The sequence below is a fragment of the Rhizobium sp. BK112 genome, assembly GCF_014193215.1.
GTDB lineage: Bacteria > Pseudomonadota > Alphaproteobacteria > Rhizobiales > Rhizobiaceae > Rhizobium > Rhizobium anhuiense.
The window spans coordinates 26,234-46,950 of the sequence record NZ_JACHYZ010000011.1 but is presented as its reverse complement, the minus strand read 5'-3'; the positions used below and the strand labels follow the sequence as shown (position 1 = coordinate 46,950).

Genomic DNA, 20,717 nt, shown 5'->3' with positions numbered 1-20,717 from the left:
TTCGTCTCCTCACCGCGCCTGGACCGACAGGCGCTCGACGATCACCGCATCGCCGCTGTCCTTTGCCGCCGGCGCGACCCTCGCCCAGCTGTTCCAGCCCAAGCGCGGCGGATCGCCTACCTGTCCGAGCTGGCAGAAGGGGACGTCCTCCTTTTTCAGGATGGCCTGTATGTCGAATTCGAGTGCGGCGCCGACATGGAGCCGCGTCAGGGCGAAGAGCTCGGTGATGGCGCGGCCGCCCGGCGCGAGCTGCAGGTAATCGGCATAGCCGAGCGGACCGATGACGATGCGAAAGCCGCCGCTGAAATCGTGGATGGCTGCACCCGCCGTCGCATTGATCCCAAGCTGGACGCCCTGCGGCTGGCCCATGCGGCTGCGCTCCTCCACCGGGATGGTCAGCCAGCGGCCGCGGAACAATTCGATCTCCACCGGCAGGCCGCTGAATTCGCGCAGCATGGCGCGCAGATTGGAAGCATTGCGGTTGCGCGCGGCGAAAAAGCCGGAGAAACGCAGGATCAGCTCTTCGTCGACGCCGCTCTTTTCGACGAGACGCTTGGTGCCGAAACCGGTGAGCGACAGGAGCGTGGTGACGAAGGCGTTGTTTGCCCACGTGCCGCCCCAGCGCAGCCGCCGGGCGATGCGGTATTTCTCGCAGGCGTCGGTGAAGAGTTCCGCCATCCGCGCACCGAACAGGTCGAAAAAGCCGGCCAGCGCCCGTGACCTGTTGCGCTCCTCGCGCATGACAAGTTCGTTATAGGCCGACGGCATCGAGCCGAGCGCGCCGACGAGACCGGCAAGCGCGCTGCGGATGACGGCCCGGCCGGCCTTGCGGCTGTATCCGCTGACCGCAAGCGGCGCCGGCGAGACGCCGACATGGGCGGCGACATCGAGCCGCCCTTCCTCCACCGAAGCCTGCGCAACACGGAAAGCCGTCACCGGCTCGAAGCGGCCGGGGTCGCGTTCGAGCAGATCGGCAAGGGCGTCTGGTTGGCGGGCGACGGGGAGATCCATGATTTGAGAGCGATCCTTCCTCAGAGCAGCGGGCGTTCGGCGGCGCGTGCCGGCCATCGGGCGATCGGCCTCGACTGCCCCTTCATCCCGATGGTCAGCCGGGTGAAGCTGTTGACCGAGGTATAGAGACTGAAGAAACGGTCGAGCACGCTGCCGAACAGGAAGGCCGAGGGCCGGTCGATGGCGGCCGGATCGAATTCGAGCGCGATCTCGGTACCGGGCACCATGCCGCCGCTGCCGAGACGGGCGGTCGAGTTGCCCGCCTTGATCCGGACGAGCGCATCGCCGAACTGCTTGGTCTCGGGACTGTCCCGGAAGGCGTAGAGCGACAGGATGTCCTTCAGCGCCGCGCCGTCATTGTCGAAGAGCGACAGGTGATTGAGAATGAGATGCGACATCAGCCGCCAGTTTCGGCCCTCCTGATCGTTCATCCTGACCGACGGCGTCGGCGGGATCAGCGCTTCGACACTTGCGACCGCTTCATGGCCGGAGGCGAGCTGCAGGAAAGGATGGCCGCCGCCGAAGGGGAGCTGTTCCGGCAGGTCGCGATTGAGGCAGAGCGTATCGACGCTCGCGACCGCATCGACGGGACCGGCGGAGCGGCGCTGGCGATCGACGAAGGCGATGTCCATGTCGCTGGTCCTGTCGTCTTCGTCGAAACGGCGATAGGCCTGCCAGTAGGTCGGGCTCGCGCCTGCCCGTTGGGAGCGTCCGAAGAACGGCTGGCAGAATTCCTCCTGGCCGCGCGATCCGGTCAGGAGAACGCGATCGATCGAATAGATCTCGCGGGTCTTCTGGCGCCGCGCGTCCGGCAGGAGACGGTATTCGGTGCGGGTGCCGTCGATGGCAATCGGCTCGCAGACCTGGCGGAAGAGGTTGACGACAGGCGTCGCATTGAGCGCGAAGTCGCGGACCGACACCGCTCGCTCGAGCTTGGCGTCGCTGTCCCTCAGGTAGACGAAGAGCTCCAGCGTCTCGCCGCGCCAGGCATCGAGCCCCTCGATGTCGAGAAACAGAAACTTCCGTGGCAGAGCGAAAAATTCGGTCAGCAGCCGGTAGCCGACAAAGCTCGGCGCCGGATAGGGCAGCATGGCCTCTTCGGGCTCGAAGCCGACCGGTTTGAGATTCCCCGCCGGCAGGAATACCGGCGACCGGTCGTCCGCATGTTTGGCGAGCGCAATGCCGAGCGTGTGATTGGCAAGCAGTTCGTAGATCGCCACCGCCTGCTGCCAGGGGGAGGGAATGTGCAGGCGCAGCCGGTTCACGCCGAGGCTGCCGAGGGGCTTTCGGGCATCGAGGCTGCGGATGGAGAGCCTGAGGCAGCCGGCAACGCCGACATAGGGCGAAAGCGGCGCATTGATCGGCTGGCCGGAAAGTGCTGCACCGGTGATCTCGATCGGCGCCATCTCGACATCCTGCGTGGTGCGGAAACGGCAGGCCTCCCCTCGCACTGGCTCGGCCAGGATTTCCGTATGACGCGGCACTGTCTGGACCGAGGCGAGCGTATCGCTCGGTCGGAACCTGACGATGCTCATCGAGGGCAGCGGCGAGAGGTAGTGGGGATAGAGCGTTTCGAGCAGGCTGTCGGTCAGTTCGGGAAACTCGTCGTCCAGCTTCTGGCGGACCCGGGCGGCCGAATAGGCGAAACTCTGGATCAGGCGCTCCACATGCGGGTCGTCGGCGACGTCTCCCGTCATGCGCAGGCGGCCGGCGATCTTCGGGAAGGCATCGGCAAAACGTGCGGCCCGGCGGCGCAGCGCCAGCAACTCCTCATTGTAACGGTGCAGAAAACCTTCAGCCATGCGCCGCCTCCACGAGGAAGCGCTGGGTCGAGGGATCGATGGTCGACTCGAAGCTGATCGGCGGCATGCCTTCATGCAGACGGAAGGTCGCCTGGATGCGCATGCGCAGCGCTCGTTCGGTCATCGTCCGGCTTTTCAGGATCGTCACCCTGACATCGGAAAGGCGCGTTTCGAAAAGCGCGATCCGCCGCTCGATCGCTTGCGCCAGCTTGAGCTTGGCCTGGTCGGTCATCAGATTTGCCGAGACGACGCCGTCGACGCCATAGCTCACCAGGGCGTCCTTGAGTTCGGAAAGTGCCGTCGGCGGCGTGGTCGGGCAGCGCCGCGTGTTGAGCAGCGCTTCGAGATCGCGGCGGATCGCCTCCCTGACGTCGCGGACCTGATCGACGAGGCTCATCGGCGGATCGACGGCGCGATCCGGAGCCTCGTCGATCAACCTGTCGAGGATCGAGCGGGCAAGGACGCGGTCGCGCAGTCGGTAGCGTTCGAGCGGATCAGCCATGCGCAACCTGCCTGCCGGCAGCCGTTGCCGGCACGATCTCCAGACTTTGGGTGTCATGGATGGAAACCAGTTCGTCGCCGGCGAGGTAGCAGCGCTGGCCGCGGCCGGTGGTGATGCCCGTGGGTTCCTCAATCCATTCGGTCTCACGGCCAAGCCTGAGCGTCGCATCCTTGCCGGTGCCATGATAAACCGCAGGCAGAAGCACCGACGCGGCCGCGCCGTCGATCAGCGAGAGCTCGGCGCGGCGGAAGGCGAGATCCCGCGGACGGGCAATTGGCTCTATCGACAGAGCTGCGATCTTGGCGAAATCGATCCAGAGATAGGCGCCGCCGGTCATGATGACTTCGAGAGCGTGCGGCGTGCGGTCGTCGAGATCGCGGAAATCAGAGACCGCCCTGCCGTTCCAGATCAGTGGGCGCTCGCCCCTCAGGTTCTCGAGCGCAGCGAGCGCGGTCCTCGCCTCATCCGCATCCCCGCCGCGATGGGCGATGCCGAGGCGGACGGCGAGCTTGTCGAGCTCGCTCGGCCCCTGCGGAAATTCCGGCAGGGCGCTGCTCGTAAACCAGGCGTCACGCGCCGCCATTGCCCGAAGCTCATTACGCAGCAAGGCGAAGCCCATCGTCGCGTCGGGAGAGAGGGTGGCCGCAAGGCTGCACTGATTGTCCGCACGCTGATAATCCCCGGCAAGCACGAGAAGATCGATATAGAGATGCCGCGCCTCCTGATCCGAGGGCTTGATCTTCAGATGCGCCTTGACCTCCTCGATCGCGTCATCGAGGGCGTCGTCGCTGAGCGATTGGGCGATGCTGGCGGAAAGCGTCATGCGGACATCCTCTCGGGTATGGCAATGGGGCGGCTCGGGGTCTGGCCGGTGGTCGCGGTCTCGGCGACGAGATGGAAGCTGGTGGCAACGTCATCGAGCTGGAAATGCGGCTGCAGCCGGACGGTGCAGGAGAAGCTGCCGGGCTTGCCCGGAATCTCGGCGACGCTGATGCCGGCCGAGCGCAGGGGAAAGCGGGTGCGCAACGCGATGTCGGCATCGTCATTGCCGAGCGTATAGGCGGTCAGCCAGTCCGCCAGCTTCCGCTCGATCGAGATCGCATCCGAAAGTTGGCCGATTTCGTCGCGCATGATGACCTTGAGATAATGCGAGAAGCGCGACGCGCAGAGCACATATTGCAGCATGGCGGCGAGGCGGGCGTTCTGGCGGGCATGTTCGTTGGAATAGTGCGGCGGCGCATGCAGCGACTGATTGGAATTGAAAATCGCCGAAGCGGAGAGATAGGTGGTGGCGGCGGGGATGATGCCGAGATCGCAAAGCTGCTGCTCCTGGCCGCTGGTCAGTTGGATTTCCACCGGCGGCTGGGCTGATAGTCCGTTGCTTTCGGTGCCAAAATCATAAGGCGGCAGGTCGGCTGCACTCAGCAGGCCGCCGTCGACAGCATCCTGCGTGACGCCGCGGATATCCGCGAACCAGCCTGAGACGATGAAATTTCGGATGACGACAGTGGCAAAGGCGAAAGCGGCATTGCCCCAAAGAAGCGAACTGCCGTCGGCGGCGATGCTTTCGCGGAAGGGAAAGCCGTCGTTGCGATCGCGCGCATGAGGCGTCAGCGGCGAGCGCATCAGGATGCGCGGCGCGACAAGCCCGAGGAAACGCGAATCCTCCCGTGCACGCAGACCGTTCCAGCGGATGCGGGCCGTCTCATAGGCAAGCCAGGAAAAGTCGTTGACCCGGTTCAGCTCGTGAAAGTCTTCAAGCCCGATCGCCTGCGGCGCTGCACCCGCAATAAAGGGGCAGAAGGCGGCCGCCGCCACCATGCCGATCTGCGACAGCGTGCCGACCGGATCGCCACCGGCCGGGTCGGCGGGAGAAAGATGATAGTCGCCGACCAGCAGGCCGAAGGGCTCGCCGCCCGCCATGCCGAACTCGCGGCTATAGATCAGTTCAAAGAGATGGCTTTGGTCGAAATCGCTGGCACGCTCCATGCTTCGCGCGAGCTCGCTCCAGCTGACGCTGAGAAGCTTGACCTTCACCTCGCCGCTGCGGCTTGCCTCGCGCACGAGCATGGCAAGGCCTCGCCATCTCGCCTCCATCGCCTGAAAATCGGGATGGTGGAGGATGGCATTGACTTGCCTGTTCAGCGCTTCGTCGATCAGCGTAATCAGCTGATCCGCCCGGCGCCGCCATTCAGTGCTGGAACCCATCGTCAACCTGACACAGATGTTCGAACGCAAGGGTCAGGCGCGGCGGCGAACCCACCACACCTGACCCTGCTTTCATCAGTTCTTCGAGGGAATCCGGGCGACCATGCGCAGCGAGGTGGTCAATTCCTCCATCTGCAACCACGGACGCATCCAGGCCACGGCATTGTAAGCGCCCGGCCTGCCGGGGATCTCCTGTACGGTGACCTTTGCCTCGCGCAGCGGATATTTCGCCCGCGATTCCTCGCCGGCGTCGTCATTGGCATTGACATAGTTGGAGATCCAGCGATTGAGCCAGGCCTCGCAATCTTCCGCCTCCATGAAGGAGCCGATCTTATCGCGGCCCATCACTTTGAGATAATGGGCAAAGCGCGAGGTCGCCATCATATAGGGCAGACGGGCTGAAACGGCGGCATTGGCTGTTGCTTCGGGCCGGTCGTAGAGCTTCGGCTTATGCGCGGTCTGCGCCCCGAAGAACACGGCATAGTCCGTATTCTTGTAGTGGCAGAGCGGCAGGAAGCCGAGCTTGCCGAGCTCGGCGTCGCGGCGGTCGGTGATGCCGACTTCCGTCGGGCATTTCAGGTCCAGGTCGCCGTCGTCGCTCGAGAAGATATGCATCGGCAACCCTTCGACCTTGCCGCCGTTTTCCGCCCCTCGGATGGCGGTGCACCAGCCGTTCTTGGCGAAGGCTTCGGTCAGACGCGTGCCCATCACATAGGCTGCGTTCATCCAGCAGTAGGAATCGTGCGACAGTTCGCCGGTCTTGGAGCCGCCGGTTTCGTCGAAATTGAACTCTTCGATCGGACTGGTCTTCGGACCGTAGGGCATGCGGGCGAGCACGCGCGGCATGGCGAGCGTCACGAAGCGTGAATCGTCGCTGTCGCGCAGGCTGCGCCACTTGGCGTACTCCACCGTCTCGAAGATCTTCTCGAGATCGCGGGGTTTGGCCAGTTCGCGGAAATCCTCGAAGCCGAACATGCGCGGGCTGGCGGCCGAGATGAACGGCGCGAAAGCGGCTGCGGCGATCATCGAGACGCCCTGCAGAAGCTGGACGTCGTCGAAGGAATTGTCGAATTCGTAGTCGCCGATCAGCGCGCCCATCGGTTCGCCGCCGGGTGTGCCGAACTCGTCTTCATAGACCGACTTGAAGAGCCGCGACTGGTCGAACTCGACGGCCTTTGCCAGATCCTTGGCGACATCGCGCTTGGATGCGTTGAGCACGCGGATCTTCAGATTGGCGCTGGTCTCGGTGTTCTTGACGAGATAATTCAAGCCGCGCCAGGCGCCTTCGAGTTTGGTGAACTCGGGCGACTGCATGATGGCCGCGAGCTGGCTTGAAATCGCCTTGTCGATCTCGGCAATGGCATTGTTCAGTGTGATCGTCAGGTTGCGATCATAGCTGACCGTACCCTTCAGGGCTTGATCGGTCAGCGTGCGCAGAAGGTCCTGGGCACGGTCGGGCTCGGTCTGGCGGGTTGCCGCAACGACCTTCGAGAGCAGGTTCTCATCAGGCGCGAACCCGGCTTCTTCCTTTGTTTGCAATTGCGTTTCGGCGGTCATCTATCGATCCTTTTTGCGAAAGCGGCGGCCCTCGAAGCATGAGGGGTTCCCTTCGAGAGGGGCGGCTGCCGGACAACGACTTTTCAGGAATTGAGCGCGCGGGCCGCTATCGGTCCGCGATCCCAGGCACTCAGTTCAACACGTCCTTCGCCTCTTCGGCTTTGCCGCCGCCAAGCTGGGCCACCAGCTGCGAGAGATCGGCCTTGTTCTGCAGGATATCCTCGAGCAGGCGCTCGAGTTCCTCGGAGCGGTCCGCCTTGCTCATCAGGTCGCGCAGCTGGTTGCGGGCGTTGAGCAGGGCCTTCAGCGCCGGTACCTGATCGACGACAGAGCCGGGTTCGAAATCGGCCATGCTTTCGAATTTCAGCGAAACCGGAATCTCGGTTCCATCTTTCTCGAGGGTGTTCTCGACCGACAGGGTGAGGCCCGGCGTCATGCGGCGCATGACGTCATCGAAGTTGTCGCGGTCGATCTGCACGAATTTGCGCTCGCCGAAAGGCTTGAGCGCCTGCGTGGGATTGCCGGAGAAGTCGCCGAGCACGCCGACGACGAAAGGCAGTTCCTTCACCACCATCGCGCCTTCGGTTTCGACTTCGTATTTGATGTGGACCCGCGGCTTGCGAACCCGTTCCAGTTTTTCATGCACACTTGCCATCGAGATTCTCCTTCGTCTCATCGGCGGATTGTCAATTGAGATGCTGCGGCCTGCCGCTAGCCTCCCTTGTCGGTGACGGGCTGGATGCCGGCTGCCGTCAGCACCGCGTTGCGGGTGTGTTGTTCGGGCAGCAGTTCGGCAAGAAGCTCGAAAAAGTCCATCCGGCCGCGACGCACCAGCGTCTCGATCGACATGGAGATCGGTGAATGGGGCTCGGTACGGCGGAAATAGCGGGCAACGGCGATCAGAAGTTCGAAGGCCTCTTCCCGCGAACGAATCGTCTCGGCGCTGACGGGTGGCATGCGAATGGCCTCGGCTTCGGTGCCATTGCTTGCCTGCAACGGCTCGGATCCCTGCGGGACAAGGGCTTCAGGAGCAGTGAGCGGCTCTTCGATCCCGGCGAGCATCCGGATTGCAGAAGCGGCCTCCTGCAAAACATTGCGTGTATTCGAACTCGGTGGCGCCTGGTCGCCGCAGTGTCTGTCAAGTATTTCGACCATGCGATCGAAAGCGGCGATGCACTCGGTCAGCACGCCGAGATGGGCTGACATCTGAGCGACACCGGCTTCTGCCGCCGCCTGCTGCAATTCCTTGCGCCGTTCGGCTTCGTTCGGCCGCTGTGCAAGCTGAAAATCCCAAAGCGAAAACTGGGCGAACTTTCCGCCGGGGATCAACGATGTCAAACGAATAGCCTGGATCAGCGTTCCTTCGCCGCCGACGCCGTTCAGGCCCGCGAAGGGCGCGAACCGTTCCTCGATATCGCCGTCTCCGATCGAATGCAAAGCGTCGAAATACTTGTCTAAAAGCGACACGGTTGCGACGTAAACGTCATGCAATCCTGAGAAGCCGCGCAGCCGCAACTGCGCTTCCGCCAGCCAGGCCAATACTTCGATGTCCTTGCTTCTGGAAGAAAGGATCTGCAATCCAAGATTGCTAACATCATGCCAGGCAGGTGCAAGCGCAATAGTGTCGCCTGGAGAAATACTACGTTCGGCTGTACGCGCGGCGTTTCTCGCGTCCTTAATTCTATAGTATATTTCACGTGATGAAGTATTAATCCGCACGTTTTCTCCGCACGGATGATTTTGTTCAAATGGATCTATAATTTCACGAACGTTCACGCGGTTAAATTCCTCAAAAAGCAGAGCATACTGCGAAGAACGGTCATTTTGGGCGGCTCATATTGGCTTGTCAACCATCGAAGGATGATGACGGATTTATGACGACTTTCGATATGCTCGTTTTTCAAAATAGAGTCGTTTTTCTTCTGGACAAGGGTTTATGAGCGCCCTAGTTGTTTCTTCGCGTTAGGAGAGCATACTGAATTTCGACGTAAACACAGGACTGGTGGATGTCCCATATCGATCTCAATCGTCTGATAAGAACGCTTGAGCCCAATTTACGTGTCGGTCTTGAGACAGCGGCTTCGCTTGCCGTGCGGCATCAGCACGCCGTCGTCGATATCGCCCACTGGCTTCGCTCCCTTCTTGATATCGCAGGATTTTCTGCCGTTTTCGAAGAGCTCAAGCTCTCCTCCGAAATGCTGAGGACAGAGCTCGACGCGGCGATCGCCGACATGCCGCGGGAGGATGGCGCCTCGCTCGCGCTCTCTCCAAACCTGCTTGCCCTTGGAAGGGAATCCTTTCTGGTTGCATCGCTGCAATGCGGGCGGAATGTCGTGCTGCTGGCCGATCTGCTGGCCGCGCTGATCAATGATTCGGCATTGCGGGCCGTGATGCGGGGCATTGCCCCATCGATGCGCAATCTCGACAGGGCGACGCTCGACAGGTTGCTGGAGAAAGCGTCGTCCGGTTCGTCCGAGCAGCTTTCCATGCCCGCCACCCCGTCTCCGAACCTCTCTGGGGACAATGAATTCCTGCGGCTCTACACCCACGACATGACGGCGGATGCCCGCGCCGGCCGGATCGACCCGGTCATCGGCCGTGATGGCGAATTGCGGCAGTTGATCGATATCCTGATGCGCCGGCGCCAGAACAATCCGATCCTGGTCGGCGAGGCGGGAGTCGGCAAGACCGCGGTGGCCGAAGCGCTTGCCCTGGAGATCGCCGCCGGCAACGTGCCCGCGCGGCTGAAGGACGTGAAGCTGCTGCTGCTGGACCTGAGCCAGCTGCAGGCTGGCGCCGGCGTCAAAGGCGAGTTCGAACGGCGCTTGCATGGCGTGGTCGATGCGGTGAAGACCTCGCCCGAGCCGATCATCCTGTTCATAGACGAGGCGCATGGGCTGATCGGCGCCGGCGGACAGGCGGGGCAAGGTGATGCCGCCAATATCCTGAAGCCCGCTTTGGCGCGGGGAGAACTGCGGACGATCGCGGCGACGACCTGGGGCGAATACAAGCGCTTCATCGAAAAGGATGCCGCGCTCACCCGCCGCTTTCAGACCGTGCATGTCCGCGAGCCGGACGAAGAAGCCGCAATCCGCATGCTGCGCGGCGTGGCGGAAGGCCTGAAAACCCATCACAAGGTCCGCATCCGCGACGAGGCGATCATCGCCGCCGTCCGGCTTTCGGCGCGATATCTGCCGGACCGGCAGCTTCCCGACAAGGCGATCAGCCTGATCGACACGGCCGCTGCTGCGGTGGCGCTGGCGCGCCAGACGACGCCGGAGGCGCTGAAGTTGCTCGCCGACGAGCGCGATCTTCTGGAAACCGAGGCGAACTGGCTCGCACGCGAACCGGAGACGCCGGAAAAGCGCGCCCGGCTTGAGGAGATCGCCGGCAAGCAGAAGCAGATCGTTCTGGAGATCGAGACGCTCCAGTCGAAATTCGACGAAGAAAACCGGCTCGTCCGGGAAGCGGACCGGCTGGAGGAGTTCTTCTCGCCCGACGACGCCGTCGTCCCGCTGGCGCCGGCCGACAAGACGGGCGACGGCACGAATGTCGCGCCTTTCCCATCGCAAGCCATGACCGCGGAAAGCGCACGCGCCGCACTTGCCGTCACGGAACGCAGCCTGGCGGCAGTCGTGGATCAAACGCCGCTGCTACCGCGCGTCGTCGACAAGGAAATCGTTGCCGCCGTCGTCGCTCGCTGGACCGGCATTCCGGTCGGCAAGCTGCTGTCGGACCAGATCGAGACCGTCAAGACGCTCGATGCCCGCCTGAAGGAGCGAGTGCTTGGCCAGGACGCGGCGATCGAGCGCATCGCATCAGCGATGCGGGCGGCCCGCGCCGGGCTTTCCGATCCGCGCCGGCCGCCGGCCGTCTTCCTGCTGGTCGGCATGTCCGGCACCGGCAAGACCGAAACCGCGCTTTCGCTCGCCGACATGCTGTATGGCGGCAGCCGGTACCTCACGACCATCAACATGTCCGAATTCAAGGAGGAGCATAAGATTTCCATGCTCCTCGGCTCGCCGCCCGGTTATGTCGGGTACGGCGAAGGCGGCGTGCTCACCGAGGCGGTGAGGCGCAGGCCCTATGGGGTGCTGCTGCTCGACGAGATCGACAAGGCGCATCCGGGCGTTCAGGAAATCTTCTACCAGGTGTTCGACAAGGGAACCCTGCGCGACGGCGAAGGCCGGGACATCGACTTCAAGAACACCACCATCGTCATGACGGCGAATACCGGTTCGGAGATGATCGCCGCACTGGCCGCCGACCCCGACACGATGCCCGAGGCCGACGCGCTCGAAGCGCTGCTGACGCCGGAATTGCAGAAGCATTTCAAGCCGGCCTTCCTGGGCCGTACGACCGTGCTGCCCTTCATGCCGCTCGGCAACCAGACCCTCTCGGGCATCGTCGATATCCAGATCGGCCGCATCCGCGAGCGGGTCGAGGCCACCTACGGGACCAGGCTTTCACTCTCGCCGGGAGCCCGCGACGCGCTGATTTCGCGCGCCCGCGCCAGCGAGGTGGGCGCCCGCGCGATCGAGGTCATGATTGCCCGCGACCTCTTGCCTGATCTTTCGACATTTTTCCTCGATGCCGTTGGCCAGGGGAAGAAAATTCACGGGGTCACCATCGGTTACGACGGCCACCGTTTCGGCCTCGATGCCGAAGAGGCCGCCCCGCAGGAATTCGACACGCCGGGGGAAAACCGGTTGTCGGATGAAGTAGCCCCGAGCCGCAAGCGCACTCGGGGAGCAGCGAGAAGAAAGGCAACTACGCCTTAGACGCAACTAGGCACTCAACCGCCAATAGGAGAGCTGACAGCATGCCGATTTATCTTCAGATCGACGGTATCCAGGGGGATGCGACCCACGAGCAGCATCGCAAGTGGATGGACATCGAAGCCATTCACTGGAACGTCGCCCGCAACATGAACACCTCCGCCGGTTCGGCGGCAAACCGCGAAGCTTCCGAGCCGACCGTTTCGGAAGTGATCCTCACCAAGGTCAGCGACTCCTCGTCGACCAAGCTCTTCCAGGAGGCCTGCTCGGGCCGCACCGGCAAGCGCTCCGTCATCCATCTCGTCACCACGGGCAACCCCGGCGACACTTACATCGAGTATTCCCTCGAGAACACGCTGATCGCCAGCTACTCGATCGATTCCAACGGTGACCGCCCGGTCGAGACGATCAAGCTGAACTTCACCAAGATGGAAGTGAAGTACACGCCTTACGACGACAAGCACTCGCCGCAGTCGCCGATGATCGCCTCTTACGATCTCGCGACCACCAAGGCCGCCTGAGGCTTCTCAACATCGGCAGTGCCAGCCTTGTTGCTGGCACTGCAGCCGACGTTTCGAGCGCCTTTTCCATCACAGGGAAGGGCGCTGAAATAGGCTGTTTTCGCAGATGAATTGAGAGACATCCTTGCGCTTTAGACAATGGAGATGATCGTGTCGGCTGCAACTGAGCGTTTGAACGATATTCTTGTAGATTTGCCCAAATACAAATCCCAATGGGAGACGAATGTCGCCAATCCCTATGTGCGGGCTTACGATCTCGCCGTCGACAATTACCAGAAGACCACGAAAGCCCAGGAAGCCCGCGACCGGATGCTGGCCGAGCTCTTCGTGTTTTCCGCTTCGGTCCTGACGGGCAGCATCATGATGGCCGCCTTTGCCACGACCTCGGTGCGTGTGCTGGCGGGGCGCACGGCGCTTCGGGTGATCTGCAACAACAATCTCAACCGCACCTTCGACCTGATGCATGCCGCGGCCAACAGCAAGCCGGTGATGTTTGCGCTCGGCGGCGTGCTCGACGAGGCCAAGAAGCTCGCCAACAAGCAGGTGACCAGCGCTGCGGAAAAGCTGACGAGCAGCGCGCCGATCGCTTCCGCGCCGACCGCCCTCAATTTCATGACGCGGATCGCCGATTTCATCGATACCAACCACATCTGCGTGCATGATTTCGTCAGGGGCGTGCAACAGGACAATTCGATCAGCGAGGCCAACAAATCCAGGCTTGCCGATCTGGTCGGCAAGACGCCGTTCTGCAATCCGCCGGAGAGCCGGCGCGTCGACGAAAACCGGCTGTCCCAGAAGATGGAGCTCTTGTTCTACATGAGCGCGGTTCTGGATTCCGACAAGCTGGTGACCTATGTGCCGGCCACCGGCGGTACTGTCGGTGGCATGGGCCGGGATATCGAATACAGCAAGAACGCCATTCCGCAGATGCCCTCGGCATCGGATTATCCGAAGGCCACTTCGCCCCGCTTTATCGGCCGGCCGCTCCAGCCTTTCGAACCCGGTCAGCGTGTCGAATACGACAATATCGGATCGGTCGTACGGGATCGCATCAACACGCTCAGCCGTCTTACCGGCAATTCATCCTTCTATCCCGAGCAGAATTTTGCCGAAAAGCTTCTGATAGACCCCACAGGCCGCGCCCAACTGGCGAAGGCGGAGCAGATCATCAACCGACTTTCCACCGACGCGCGGCCCAAGCAGCTCACCGACGTCAGGATGATCTGAGGGGTGTCGATGCTGTTGACGGATCTCCTGAAGCCGCACGGATTGATGGGGCGCATGCGCTGGCCGCTGGTTGCGGCCGCTCTCGTCTGCGCCATGGCCGTAAGTGCGGCCGGCATGGTCGGTGCCTCTGATACCACCGATCAGTCCCTGCTTCAGATCGAAGAGGTGGCGTCGCGCCTTTCCGGCACGCCTGCCGCTGTCGACAATGTCGCCAAGGCTGCGGCCGATCGGGGCATTTCGGCGACTTCGGATGCGCAGCCGCTGCTTGAAACGGCGGCGCGGTCTTCCTTCAAGGCCGACAGCATGCTGGCCGAAGTTTCGAAGGCCGTCGGTGAGGCCGGCGACGATGCCGTCGATCCGAAAGCCTTCGCCAAAGCGGCAGCGGCTTTGGAAGAGGGGCAGGCGAAGATCGCGCGCATGTACGAAGCGCAGGACCAGACCGCGGCGAAGGATATCGAAACGCGTCTTGCCGACCCGGACAACGGGCCGCGTATCAATCGGCTTGCCGATCTGATGGCCGGCCCGGATCTTGCCGTGGAAACGGCTTTCACCGCCCAGCTCATGTATCTGTCCCTGGAGACCCTCTCCAGCTCCGATGCCGGGACGCTGGCGTCCGCTCCGCAGGACAAGCTGCAATCCGAGATGAAGAGCGTGATCTCGTCGCTGCGTTCGAAAAGCGAGAACGAGAAACCGCTTCCCAAGGACATGGCACGGGCGAATGAAAAGGCGCGGCTGACCTTCGTGCTCGCCACCCTGTCTCCGGAAGACCTGTCGGTGCTGACGGATTTCTATGAAAGCCCCGGTGGAAAGGCCAAGCGCGACGCGCTCATCGAAAGTTACAAGCAGGTCTCCGATCAGGCCAATAGCGAAATGCTGGGGCAGTATTTCCAGGCGCTGGTGGATTACCTCAAGACCCATCCTCGGCCGCAACAGCAGCAGTAATTCGGCTCCCAAGACGGAACGTGATGTTATGGACGATTTGCAATCCCTCGCCGCCGATTTCATCCAGGCGAACCGTATTCTGAAGATCGTCTCGCCGCTCGGCGAGGACCAGCTTCTGCCGGAGCGGGTGACGATCGAGGAAGGCATTTCCTCGCTCTTTGAAATCAAGCTGTCGGCGCGCGCCAAGAAGCCGTCGGTCAAGCCGGAGGAGTTGATCGGCCGGCTGATGGATGTCTCCGTCGAGGTGCAGCAGGGCGAGGATGGCGGCGGCGTGCGCCGCCCGTTCAACGGCCTGGTGACCGAGCTCAACGAAGGACCGCCCATCACCCGCGGCCTCAGATCCTATTCCATGGTGCTGCGGCCGCAGATGTGGCTGCTGTCGCGCCGTTCCGACTGCCGCATCTGGATGGACAAGACGTCGGTCGATATCGTCGAGACGCTGTTTTCCGAGCACGGCATTCCGGCGCCCGATACCACGGGCGTGATCACGCCACCGCCGCCGCAGCATTATTCGGTGCAGTGGAACGAAACCGACCTTGCCTACCTCACCCGCCGCTTCGAGGAGGACGGCCTGTTCTACTGGTTCTCGCATGAGGACGGCAAACACAAGCTGCATGTCGCCGACAGCCCGAGATCCTGGCTCGGTCCGTCGCCCTCGGCGCAGGGCGAGGGGCGGGTCCGGCTGGCGCAGGGCTCGGCCGACCGCAACCACATCACCGAGTGGAGCCGGCGCTATTCCTATGTGCCGGGCCAGCGCGCCGGCGCCGACTGGAATTTCGAGACGCCGCGCATGGTGCCGGGCACCATGACCCCGTCGCTCGTGCAGATGCCGGAAGCGACCAAGCGCGAGCTCTACGAATATCCTGCGCGCATCTCCTCGGTGGCCGAGGCGGAGCGGGCGGAAAAACTGAGGATGCAGGCCTCCGAAGCCGATCACGACCGGGTCTTCGGCGGCTCGACATCCCGCATCCTGGAGGCGGGGCGCCGCTTCACCCCCTATGAAGTCGCCCATCCCGACCATGCCTATGAGGAGCATGTGGTGGTCAAGGCGGTGCATACCGTCGTCGACCGCTCTTACGAGACGAACAGCAACGAGCCGGAATACACGAACACATTCGAGGCGGTGCCGTCACGGGTGGCGATGACGCCGCACCGCGAGACCAAGCGGCCGCGGATCGAGGGCACGCAGGTGGCAATCGTCGCAGGGCCCGCCGGCGAGGAGATCCATCCCGACCAGTACGGCCGCATCAAGCTGTGGTTCCCCTGGGACCGCAAGGCCAAGAAGGACGGTTCCGACACCTGCTGGGTGCGCGTCAGCCAGGTCTGGGGCGGCGGCACCTGGGGGGCGCAGGTCATCCCGCGCATCGGCATGGAGGTGATGGTCGCCTTCGTCGACGGCGACCCCGACCGGCCGCTGGTCACCGGCGTGGTTCCCAATCCCAGCAACGCGGTCCCTTACGACCTGCCGACCAACAAGACGCGCATGGTCATGCGCTCCAACTCCCATAAGGGCACCGGCTTCAACGAAATGACCTTCGAAGACGAGGCCGGCCAGGAAAACATGTTCTTCCATGCGCAGAAGGACCAGACGACGCGGGTGCTGAACGACCGCACCAAACGCATCGACCGGCACGAGGTCTCGGCGATCGGCGCCAACCGGACGGTCGAAGTCGGCGGCAACCAGAAGCACGAGGTCGGCGGCTCGATGAACACCGTCGTCGGCGGCACCGGGCCGATGGCCATGGCGCTGATGGGGGCGGTCAGCAGTCTCTCCGGACATACGGCGGGGCTCTTGGCGCAGGCTGGGCAAATTGCAGGCGGCGGTGGGCCGGGGCTCGCGGCCTTTGCCGGCACACTCGCATCTTCAGCGCTGGGTTTCCTTGGTGCAGGCGGACTGGGAAGCCGCGAGGGCGTTGTGTCCGGGCCGTCACCGAGAGCGGATGCGGGTACGGCGCTGGCTGGTTCCGGCACGGGTGTCGGCGACGCGGCCTCCAGCCTTTTTCCGCTGCCCGGCATCATGAACACGATTGTCGGCTCGTTCAAATCGGACACGATCGGGATTGCCCGTGCCGAGCAGGTCGGCGTGAGCAAGGTGACCAATGTCGGCCAGACATCGCTGGAGAGCGTCGGCAAATTCAAGAAGATCGCCGTCGGCGAGGAATTCGTCATCGAATGTGGCAATTCCAAATTCATCATGAAAGCCAATGGCGAAGTGATCATTCTCGGCAAGACGTTCAACTTCGTCGCCACCGAACACTTCCAGATGCGCGGCAAGCCGATCGATCTGAACTGAGGAGGTTCGCTTGGAACTGATCAACCGGCTTCCCTTTCCGGCTATGGCCTTTCGGCAGTTCGATGCGAATGGGGACTTGGATTGTGTCGTGTCGGTTCGTGGCACGTTCGAACATGTTCAAAACGACAGATTGCGGTTACGTCGCGAGCAGGAAGACTTCCAATGGGAGGACGCCTATGAAGGTGATCCCCATGCCGGCCCTCTCCTGCGTCAGAGCGATCTCACACCAGAGAAGGTCGGCACCGACATCACTTTCCTCGGCAATGCCTATGCGCCGGGCAGCACTCCAGCATCGTCATGGCAGGTCGGTCTGCGCGTCGGACAGCTCTCCAAAAGGCTTGAAGTCCATGGCGCGCGCTTCTGGCGCCCCGTCATCAAGGAAAAATGGGCCGGCTTTTCGGCAAGGGAAGCCAAGCGGGTGCTGGCGGATTGGCATCTGAGCGAAGCAGAGCCGGCATCTTCGGTGCCGATCTGCTGGAGCAAGGCCTATGGCGGTCAAATTCCCGGTACGGGCGATCCGCAAACCGAAACGCCCGCCGATGTCGAAGCGCGCAATCCGCTCGGCTGCGGCATCGTCAATCTCGACATGCCTTGGGATCAAGCGCCCGTCGCGGCACCGCAAATCACGTTGCTGGGACAGACGCTGAACTGGCGCGAGCCCACCGAGCCTCAGGGACTGGGCTTGGTGTCGCCTTGGTGGCGATCTCGTCAGCAACATGCCGGGACCTATGACGATGTCTGGCTCAACGAGCGTCACCCGCTTCTGCCGGAAGATTTCGATGCACGCTTCTGGCAATGCGCTCATCCGGATCTCGTTGCGGCCCCTTATCTGAGCGGGGACGAAGACTACGAACTGGATCATCTCCACCCTAGCTTCGCCCAAGCCACAGGGCGACTGCCGGGGATCACGCTGGGCGTCCGATGTGTCGGCCAGGAGCGCGATGAGTGGTATCTGCTCTCGCTGGACGGCGTGCATTTCGACTGGCGGAACGACAATCGAGTGATGCTGACCTGGCGGACGCGCTTTCCGCTTCAGGAGGCAGGCCAAACATCGCTTACGTTGACGCGGGTTCAAGTCAAAGCGGCGGATGATGCTCATCCCGACGGAGCAGCGGCATGAGCATTCCGCGCGACAACTATGTCGGCAAGCCCGACTATCCCACGCCCTGGACGACGAAGCAGCCGCGCGAAGGGCTCCGCGATATCGATGAGGCACGGATCGTTTCGCTGTCGCCGGATGTGTGCCTGACGCCGATAGGTTCTTCGGTCGTTCCCATACCATACCCGATCGTCGACTATTGTGGGCACGACAAGGGCTATACGCCATCCGTCCGCTTCACTGGCAAGAAAGCCATGGTCATGCGCTCCTGCACCACGCATGTCCATGGCGACGCTCCGGGCAATCGCAAGGGCGTTAAGTCAGGCGCGGTAGAAGACATCTGCGAGCCGATCGAGCATGCGGATCAGGTTCGAGCCGAGGGATCTCATGTCATCCGCCATCTCGACCGCTTCTGGATGAACAATCGCAATACGCAGGGCGAGGCGAATTTTGTGCGCGGTACCGAGACATTCGCGCCGCCTGAAGACGATGATCCCATTCCCGGCTCACTGCGCTGGAAGGGTAGTGACGAAGGCAAGGTCGTGAGCGACGCGTCACCCGAACCGCTGATAATGGGGGCTCAATACGCGGATGCGGGGAGCGCTCTTCGCAAGGTAGCGCCGCAGCAATCGGCAGGAAATGCGCAACCGGCAACCCAGCCCAAGCCGCTGCCGCAGCCACAGCGGCCGCAAACGACCCGACCTTTTCCTCCCGCCGCGAATGACAACGTTTATCAACGCCGCGGAACCTTCGGACGCCCTTTGCCGACAGGAGCGGGCCGGGTGCTCGGTTTGCTCGGCCTTGCGCAAGCCGGCTACCAACTCGGCGACATGGCGGGACGATGGTATGTCGGACCGGATGGTGTCATGGCTCGGGCGATCGGCGACCATTTGCGCGGGCAAGTCCCTATTACGTCGCCGCAAGCGCGGGAAATCAGCAATTTGCCCTGGCATATGCGGGAATGGTTTTCCGGGAATGCGACCATCCTCAATGCCAATGACATTCTGTCGTTGAAGGCCGGTGTGCCGCTCGATTTTCGCACGATGGATCCCGATGATCTCGCCGACCTGCTCGAGGCGCCGTGGCCCAGCGCCGAGCAGTTGCGGAAAAACGCAGAGCGCATCGGTGAGCGCCGGGCGCCTGCAGCACTGCCCGTCCCGGAAAACGTCCGCGTGGAGCAGGAGCGTGAAAAGCGGAGATGCCGGATCGACACCTACGAAAAGATGGAGCCGATCTGCAAGAGCATCGGCATGCAGGCCCATCATATCGTACCTGATTGGACCTTGCGCTATGGCACCCGCAAGGAAGCGATCGTCGGTGAAAAACGAATTCCGAATATGCCCGGTTTCTGGCAAGGGCAGAGCATGTGCGTCGTCGGGCAGGCAAGGACGCAGGGAACCGAACACAACGATTCTCACCTGGCCGATGGGGCGATCGAGGCGCTCGGTAGAAATTCCAATCCGCCGTTCACCGCAACTTTGGATGATGTTAAGGATGCCTCTATCGACGCGATGACGTCCGTTCGGCCGGATTGTGCCGCGCAGATCATCGCTGCAGTCAATGGCGAGTTCGCCGGGAGAGACCCCAACCAACTGTTGCGAGCCAAACAGTATCCGCCTTTGCCCAGCGACACGCTCAATGCGTTGCAGACGGGTGCCAAGAGAGGTGCAAATGCAAGACCTTAAGAGTGCGAGCAGCATGATAGAATTCACTCGCGCCTGTGCCCGCTCCGATGATGTCGTCGTGATCAATGCCGTCATGACAGGATCTGACGTCTATGCTCCAGAATCCCGCATCTTTCGCTTCGAACACGACGCCCGGATCGGAGAACAATGGTATTATGACGACTTCGATTTCCATATGCAGGACATCACCTTATTCAGCAATCCGGAAATCGACGCTACGACCGACTATCTCACCTATATGTCTTCTGAGGGGGATGTTTATCACGCTTGGTGGAAAGGAAACTTTCGCGAAAAGATCCTGGGCGCGGGAACCTGGGTGGCAGACGCTAAAGGGCATGGACGAATGTCAGCAATTACCCAGGTCGGAGGCAAACTTTATGCATGCGGACAGGGTGGGCAAATCTATCGGCGACACGGTCGGGACAGTTGGAGCCTTCTGACTGATAGATTGCTGTTCGACATGGCCAGCTATCTGAAGAAAAAAGAAGGAAGGCCTCGCACAGATGATCCGGACTACCTTTCCTGGCTGAGGGACTTTCAGAAGCAAGCGCCCAAAAACATTTCTCTGAACGCTATCAAAGGCTTTTCGGAGGATGCGATATATCTATGCGGATCAGAGGGACCCCGGCCCGTCCTCTATTTCTGGGACGGTTCGGAGCTGCATGAGCTGAAGGTTTATCTTGAGGAAGCAGCGCTGACGGGCATCCACATTGAGCACGCGGATAGCGTCTGGATATGCGGACGGGAAGGCGTGCTGCTGCACGGCAGCTATGCACGCGGGTTCACGCCAGTCAATCTGCGTCAACAGCTCAATCTCTTTCACATGATTACGCCCTATCGAGGCAAGCTGATATTGCCGTCGAGCGTTCGCCCGGGCGGCCTGTTCGAACTCGCGCCCGGCACGTCCGATCTGCGCCGGTTTTCCCCCGCTCTCCCTAAGCTGCGCGGTGAATACATTTTCTATGCGGGGGCTGTCGGTGATGTTCTTTGGGTTGTCGGTCAGAAGGATATTTTCCGCTTCGATGGGAATGAGTGGGAGCGGATTGAGCATCCTGATCTTTAGAACAAGGCATCTGTTGCCCACCGGTGTGG

16 protein-coding genes are annotated in these 20,717 nt (G+C 62.2%); 8 read left to right on the top strand and 8 right to left on the bottom strand.

Translation table 11 applies throughout. From position 1 onward, the window contains the following. Positions 1–9: 9 nt before the first annotated feature. The 8 genes from tssG to tssA form a co-directional block, all read right to left on the bottom strand. Positions 10–1,011 (bottom strand): type VI secretion system baseplate subunit TssG, encoded by a 1,002-nt coding sequence (gene tssG / locus FHT75_RS26340; protein ID WP_063474185.1) that lies wholly within the window; start codon positions 1,009–1,011, stop codon positions 10–12. Between the two features lie 20 nt (positions 1,012–1,031). After that, a complete protein-coding gene (gene tssF / locus FHT75_RS26335; RefSeq protein ID WP_047616895.1) occupies positions 1,032–2,813 on the bottom strand; it encodes a type VI secretion system baseplate subunit TssF in 1,782 nt (593 codons plus the stop codon). Further along, positions 2,806–3,315: a type VI secretion system baseplate subunit TssE gene (gene tssE, locus FHT75_RS26330; protein WP_047616893.1), complete on the bottom strand. Its 510-nt coding sequence runs from the start codon at positions 3,313–3,315 to the stop codon at positions 2,806–2,808. The genes tssF and tssE overlap by 8 nt, the downstream gene beginning before the upstream one ends. Then, complete coding sequence (locus FHT75_RS26325; RefSeq protein WP_047616891.1) at positions 3,308–4,138, bottom strand: type VI secretion system accessory protein TagJ; 831 nt, start codon at positions 4,136–4,138, stop codon at positions 3,308–3,310. The genes tssE and FHT75_RS26325 overlap by 8 nt, the downstream gene beginning before the upstream one ends. Then, positions 4,135–5,523, bottom strand: a complete 1,389-nt coding sequence (gene tssC, locus FHT75_RS26320) for a type VI secretion system contractile sheath large subunit (protein WP_063474131.1) — start codon at positions 5,521–5,523, stop codon at positions 4,135–4,137. The genes FHT75_RS26325 and tssC (FHT75_RS26320) overlap by 4 nt, the downstream gene beginning before the upstream one ends. 75 nt (positions 5,524–5,598) lie before the next feature. Further along, a complete protein-coding gene (gene tssC, locus FHT75_RS26315) occupies positions 5,599–7,080 on the bottom strand; it encodes a type VI secretion system contractile sheath large subunit (RefSeq protein WP_047616887.1) in 1,482 nt (493 codons plus the stop codon). A 130-nt stretch (positions 7,081–7,210) separates the two neighbouring features. Then, on the bottom strand, positions 7,211–7,735 hold the full coding sequence (gene tssB, locus FHT75_RS26310) for a type VI secretion system contractile sheath small subunit (protein WP_047616886.1): 525 nt from the start codon (positions 7,733–7,735) through the stop codon (positions 7,211–7,213). A gap of 56 nt (positions 7,736–7,791) precedes the next feature. Further along, entirely contained in the window at positions 7,792–8,856 is a 1,065-nt protein-coding gene (tssA, locus tag FHT75_RS26305; RefSeq protein WP_080759911.1) for a type VI secretion system protein TssA, read from the bottom strand. A gap of 230 nt (positions 8,857–9,086) precedes the next feature. On the opposite strand from tssA, the gene tssH reads away from it, so the two are divergent. The 8 genes from tssH (at position 9,087) to FHT75_RS26265 (ending at position 20,688) form a co-directional block, all read left to right on the top strand. Beyond that, positions 9,087–11,861, top strand: a complete 2,775-nt coding sequence (tssH, locus tag FHT75_RS26300; RefSeq protein ID WP_063474133.1) for a type VI secretion system ATPase TssH — start codon at positions 9,087–9,089, stop codon at positions 11,859–11,861. Between the two features lie 41 nt (positions 11,862–11,902). Beyond that, complete coding sequence (locus FHT75_RS26295) at positions 11,903–12,379, top strand: Hcp family type VI secretion system effector (protein WP_003575677.1); 477 nt, start codon at positions 11,903–11,905, stop codon at positions 12,377–12,379. Between the two features lie 150 nt (positions 12,380–12,529). Then, positions 12,530–13,606, top strand: a complete 1,077-nt coding sequence (locus tag FHT75_RS26290) for a hypothetical protein (protein ID WP_097543428.1) — start codon at positions 12,530–12,532, stop codon at positions 13,604–13,606. A 9-nt stretch (positions 13,607–13,615) separates the two neighbouring features. Beyond that, positions 13,616–14,548, top strand: coding sequence for a hypothetical protein (locus tag FHT75_RS26285; protein WP_244604811.1), 933 nt, complete (start codon positions 13,616–13,618; stop codon positions 14,546–14,548). A 28-nt stretch (positions 14,549–14,576) separates the two neighbouring features. Continuing rightward, on the top strand, positions 14,577–16,841 hold the full coding sequence (gene tssI, locus FHT75_RS26280) for a type VI secretion system tip protein TssI/VgrG (RefSeq protein WP_063474134.1): 2,265 nt from the start codon (positions 14,577–14,579) through the stop codon (positions 16,839–16,841). Positions 16,842–16,851: 10 nt separating this feature from the next. Beyond that, a complete protein-coding gene (locus tag FHT75_RS26275; RefSeq protein ID WP_063474135.1) occupies positions 16,852–17,961 on the top strand; it encodes a DUF2169 domain-containing protein in 1,110 nt (369 codons plus the stop codon). Next, positions 17,958–19,625, top strand: coding sequence for a DUF4150 domain-containing protein (locus tag FHT75_RS26270; RefSeq protein WP_063474136.1), 1,668 nt, complete (start codon positions 17,958–17,960; stop codon positions 19,623–19,625). Before FHT75_RS26275 ends, FHT75_RS26270 begins: the two co-directional genes overlap by 4 nt. 13 nt (positions 19,626–19,638) lie before the next feature. Then, on the top strand, positions 19,639–20,688 hold the full coding sequence (locus FHT75_RS26265; RefSeq protein ID WP_125853681.1) for a hypothetical protein: 1,050 nt from the start codon (positions 19,639–19,641) through the stop codon (positions 20,686–20,688). Positions 20,689–20,717: the final 29 nt, after the last annotated feature.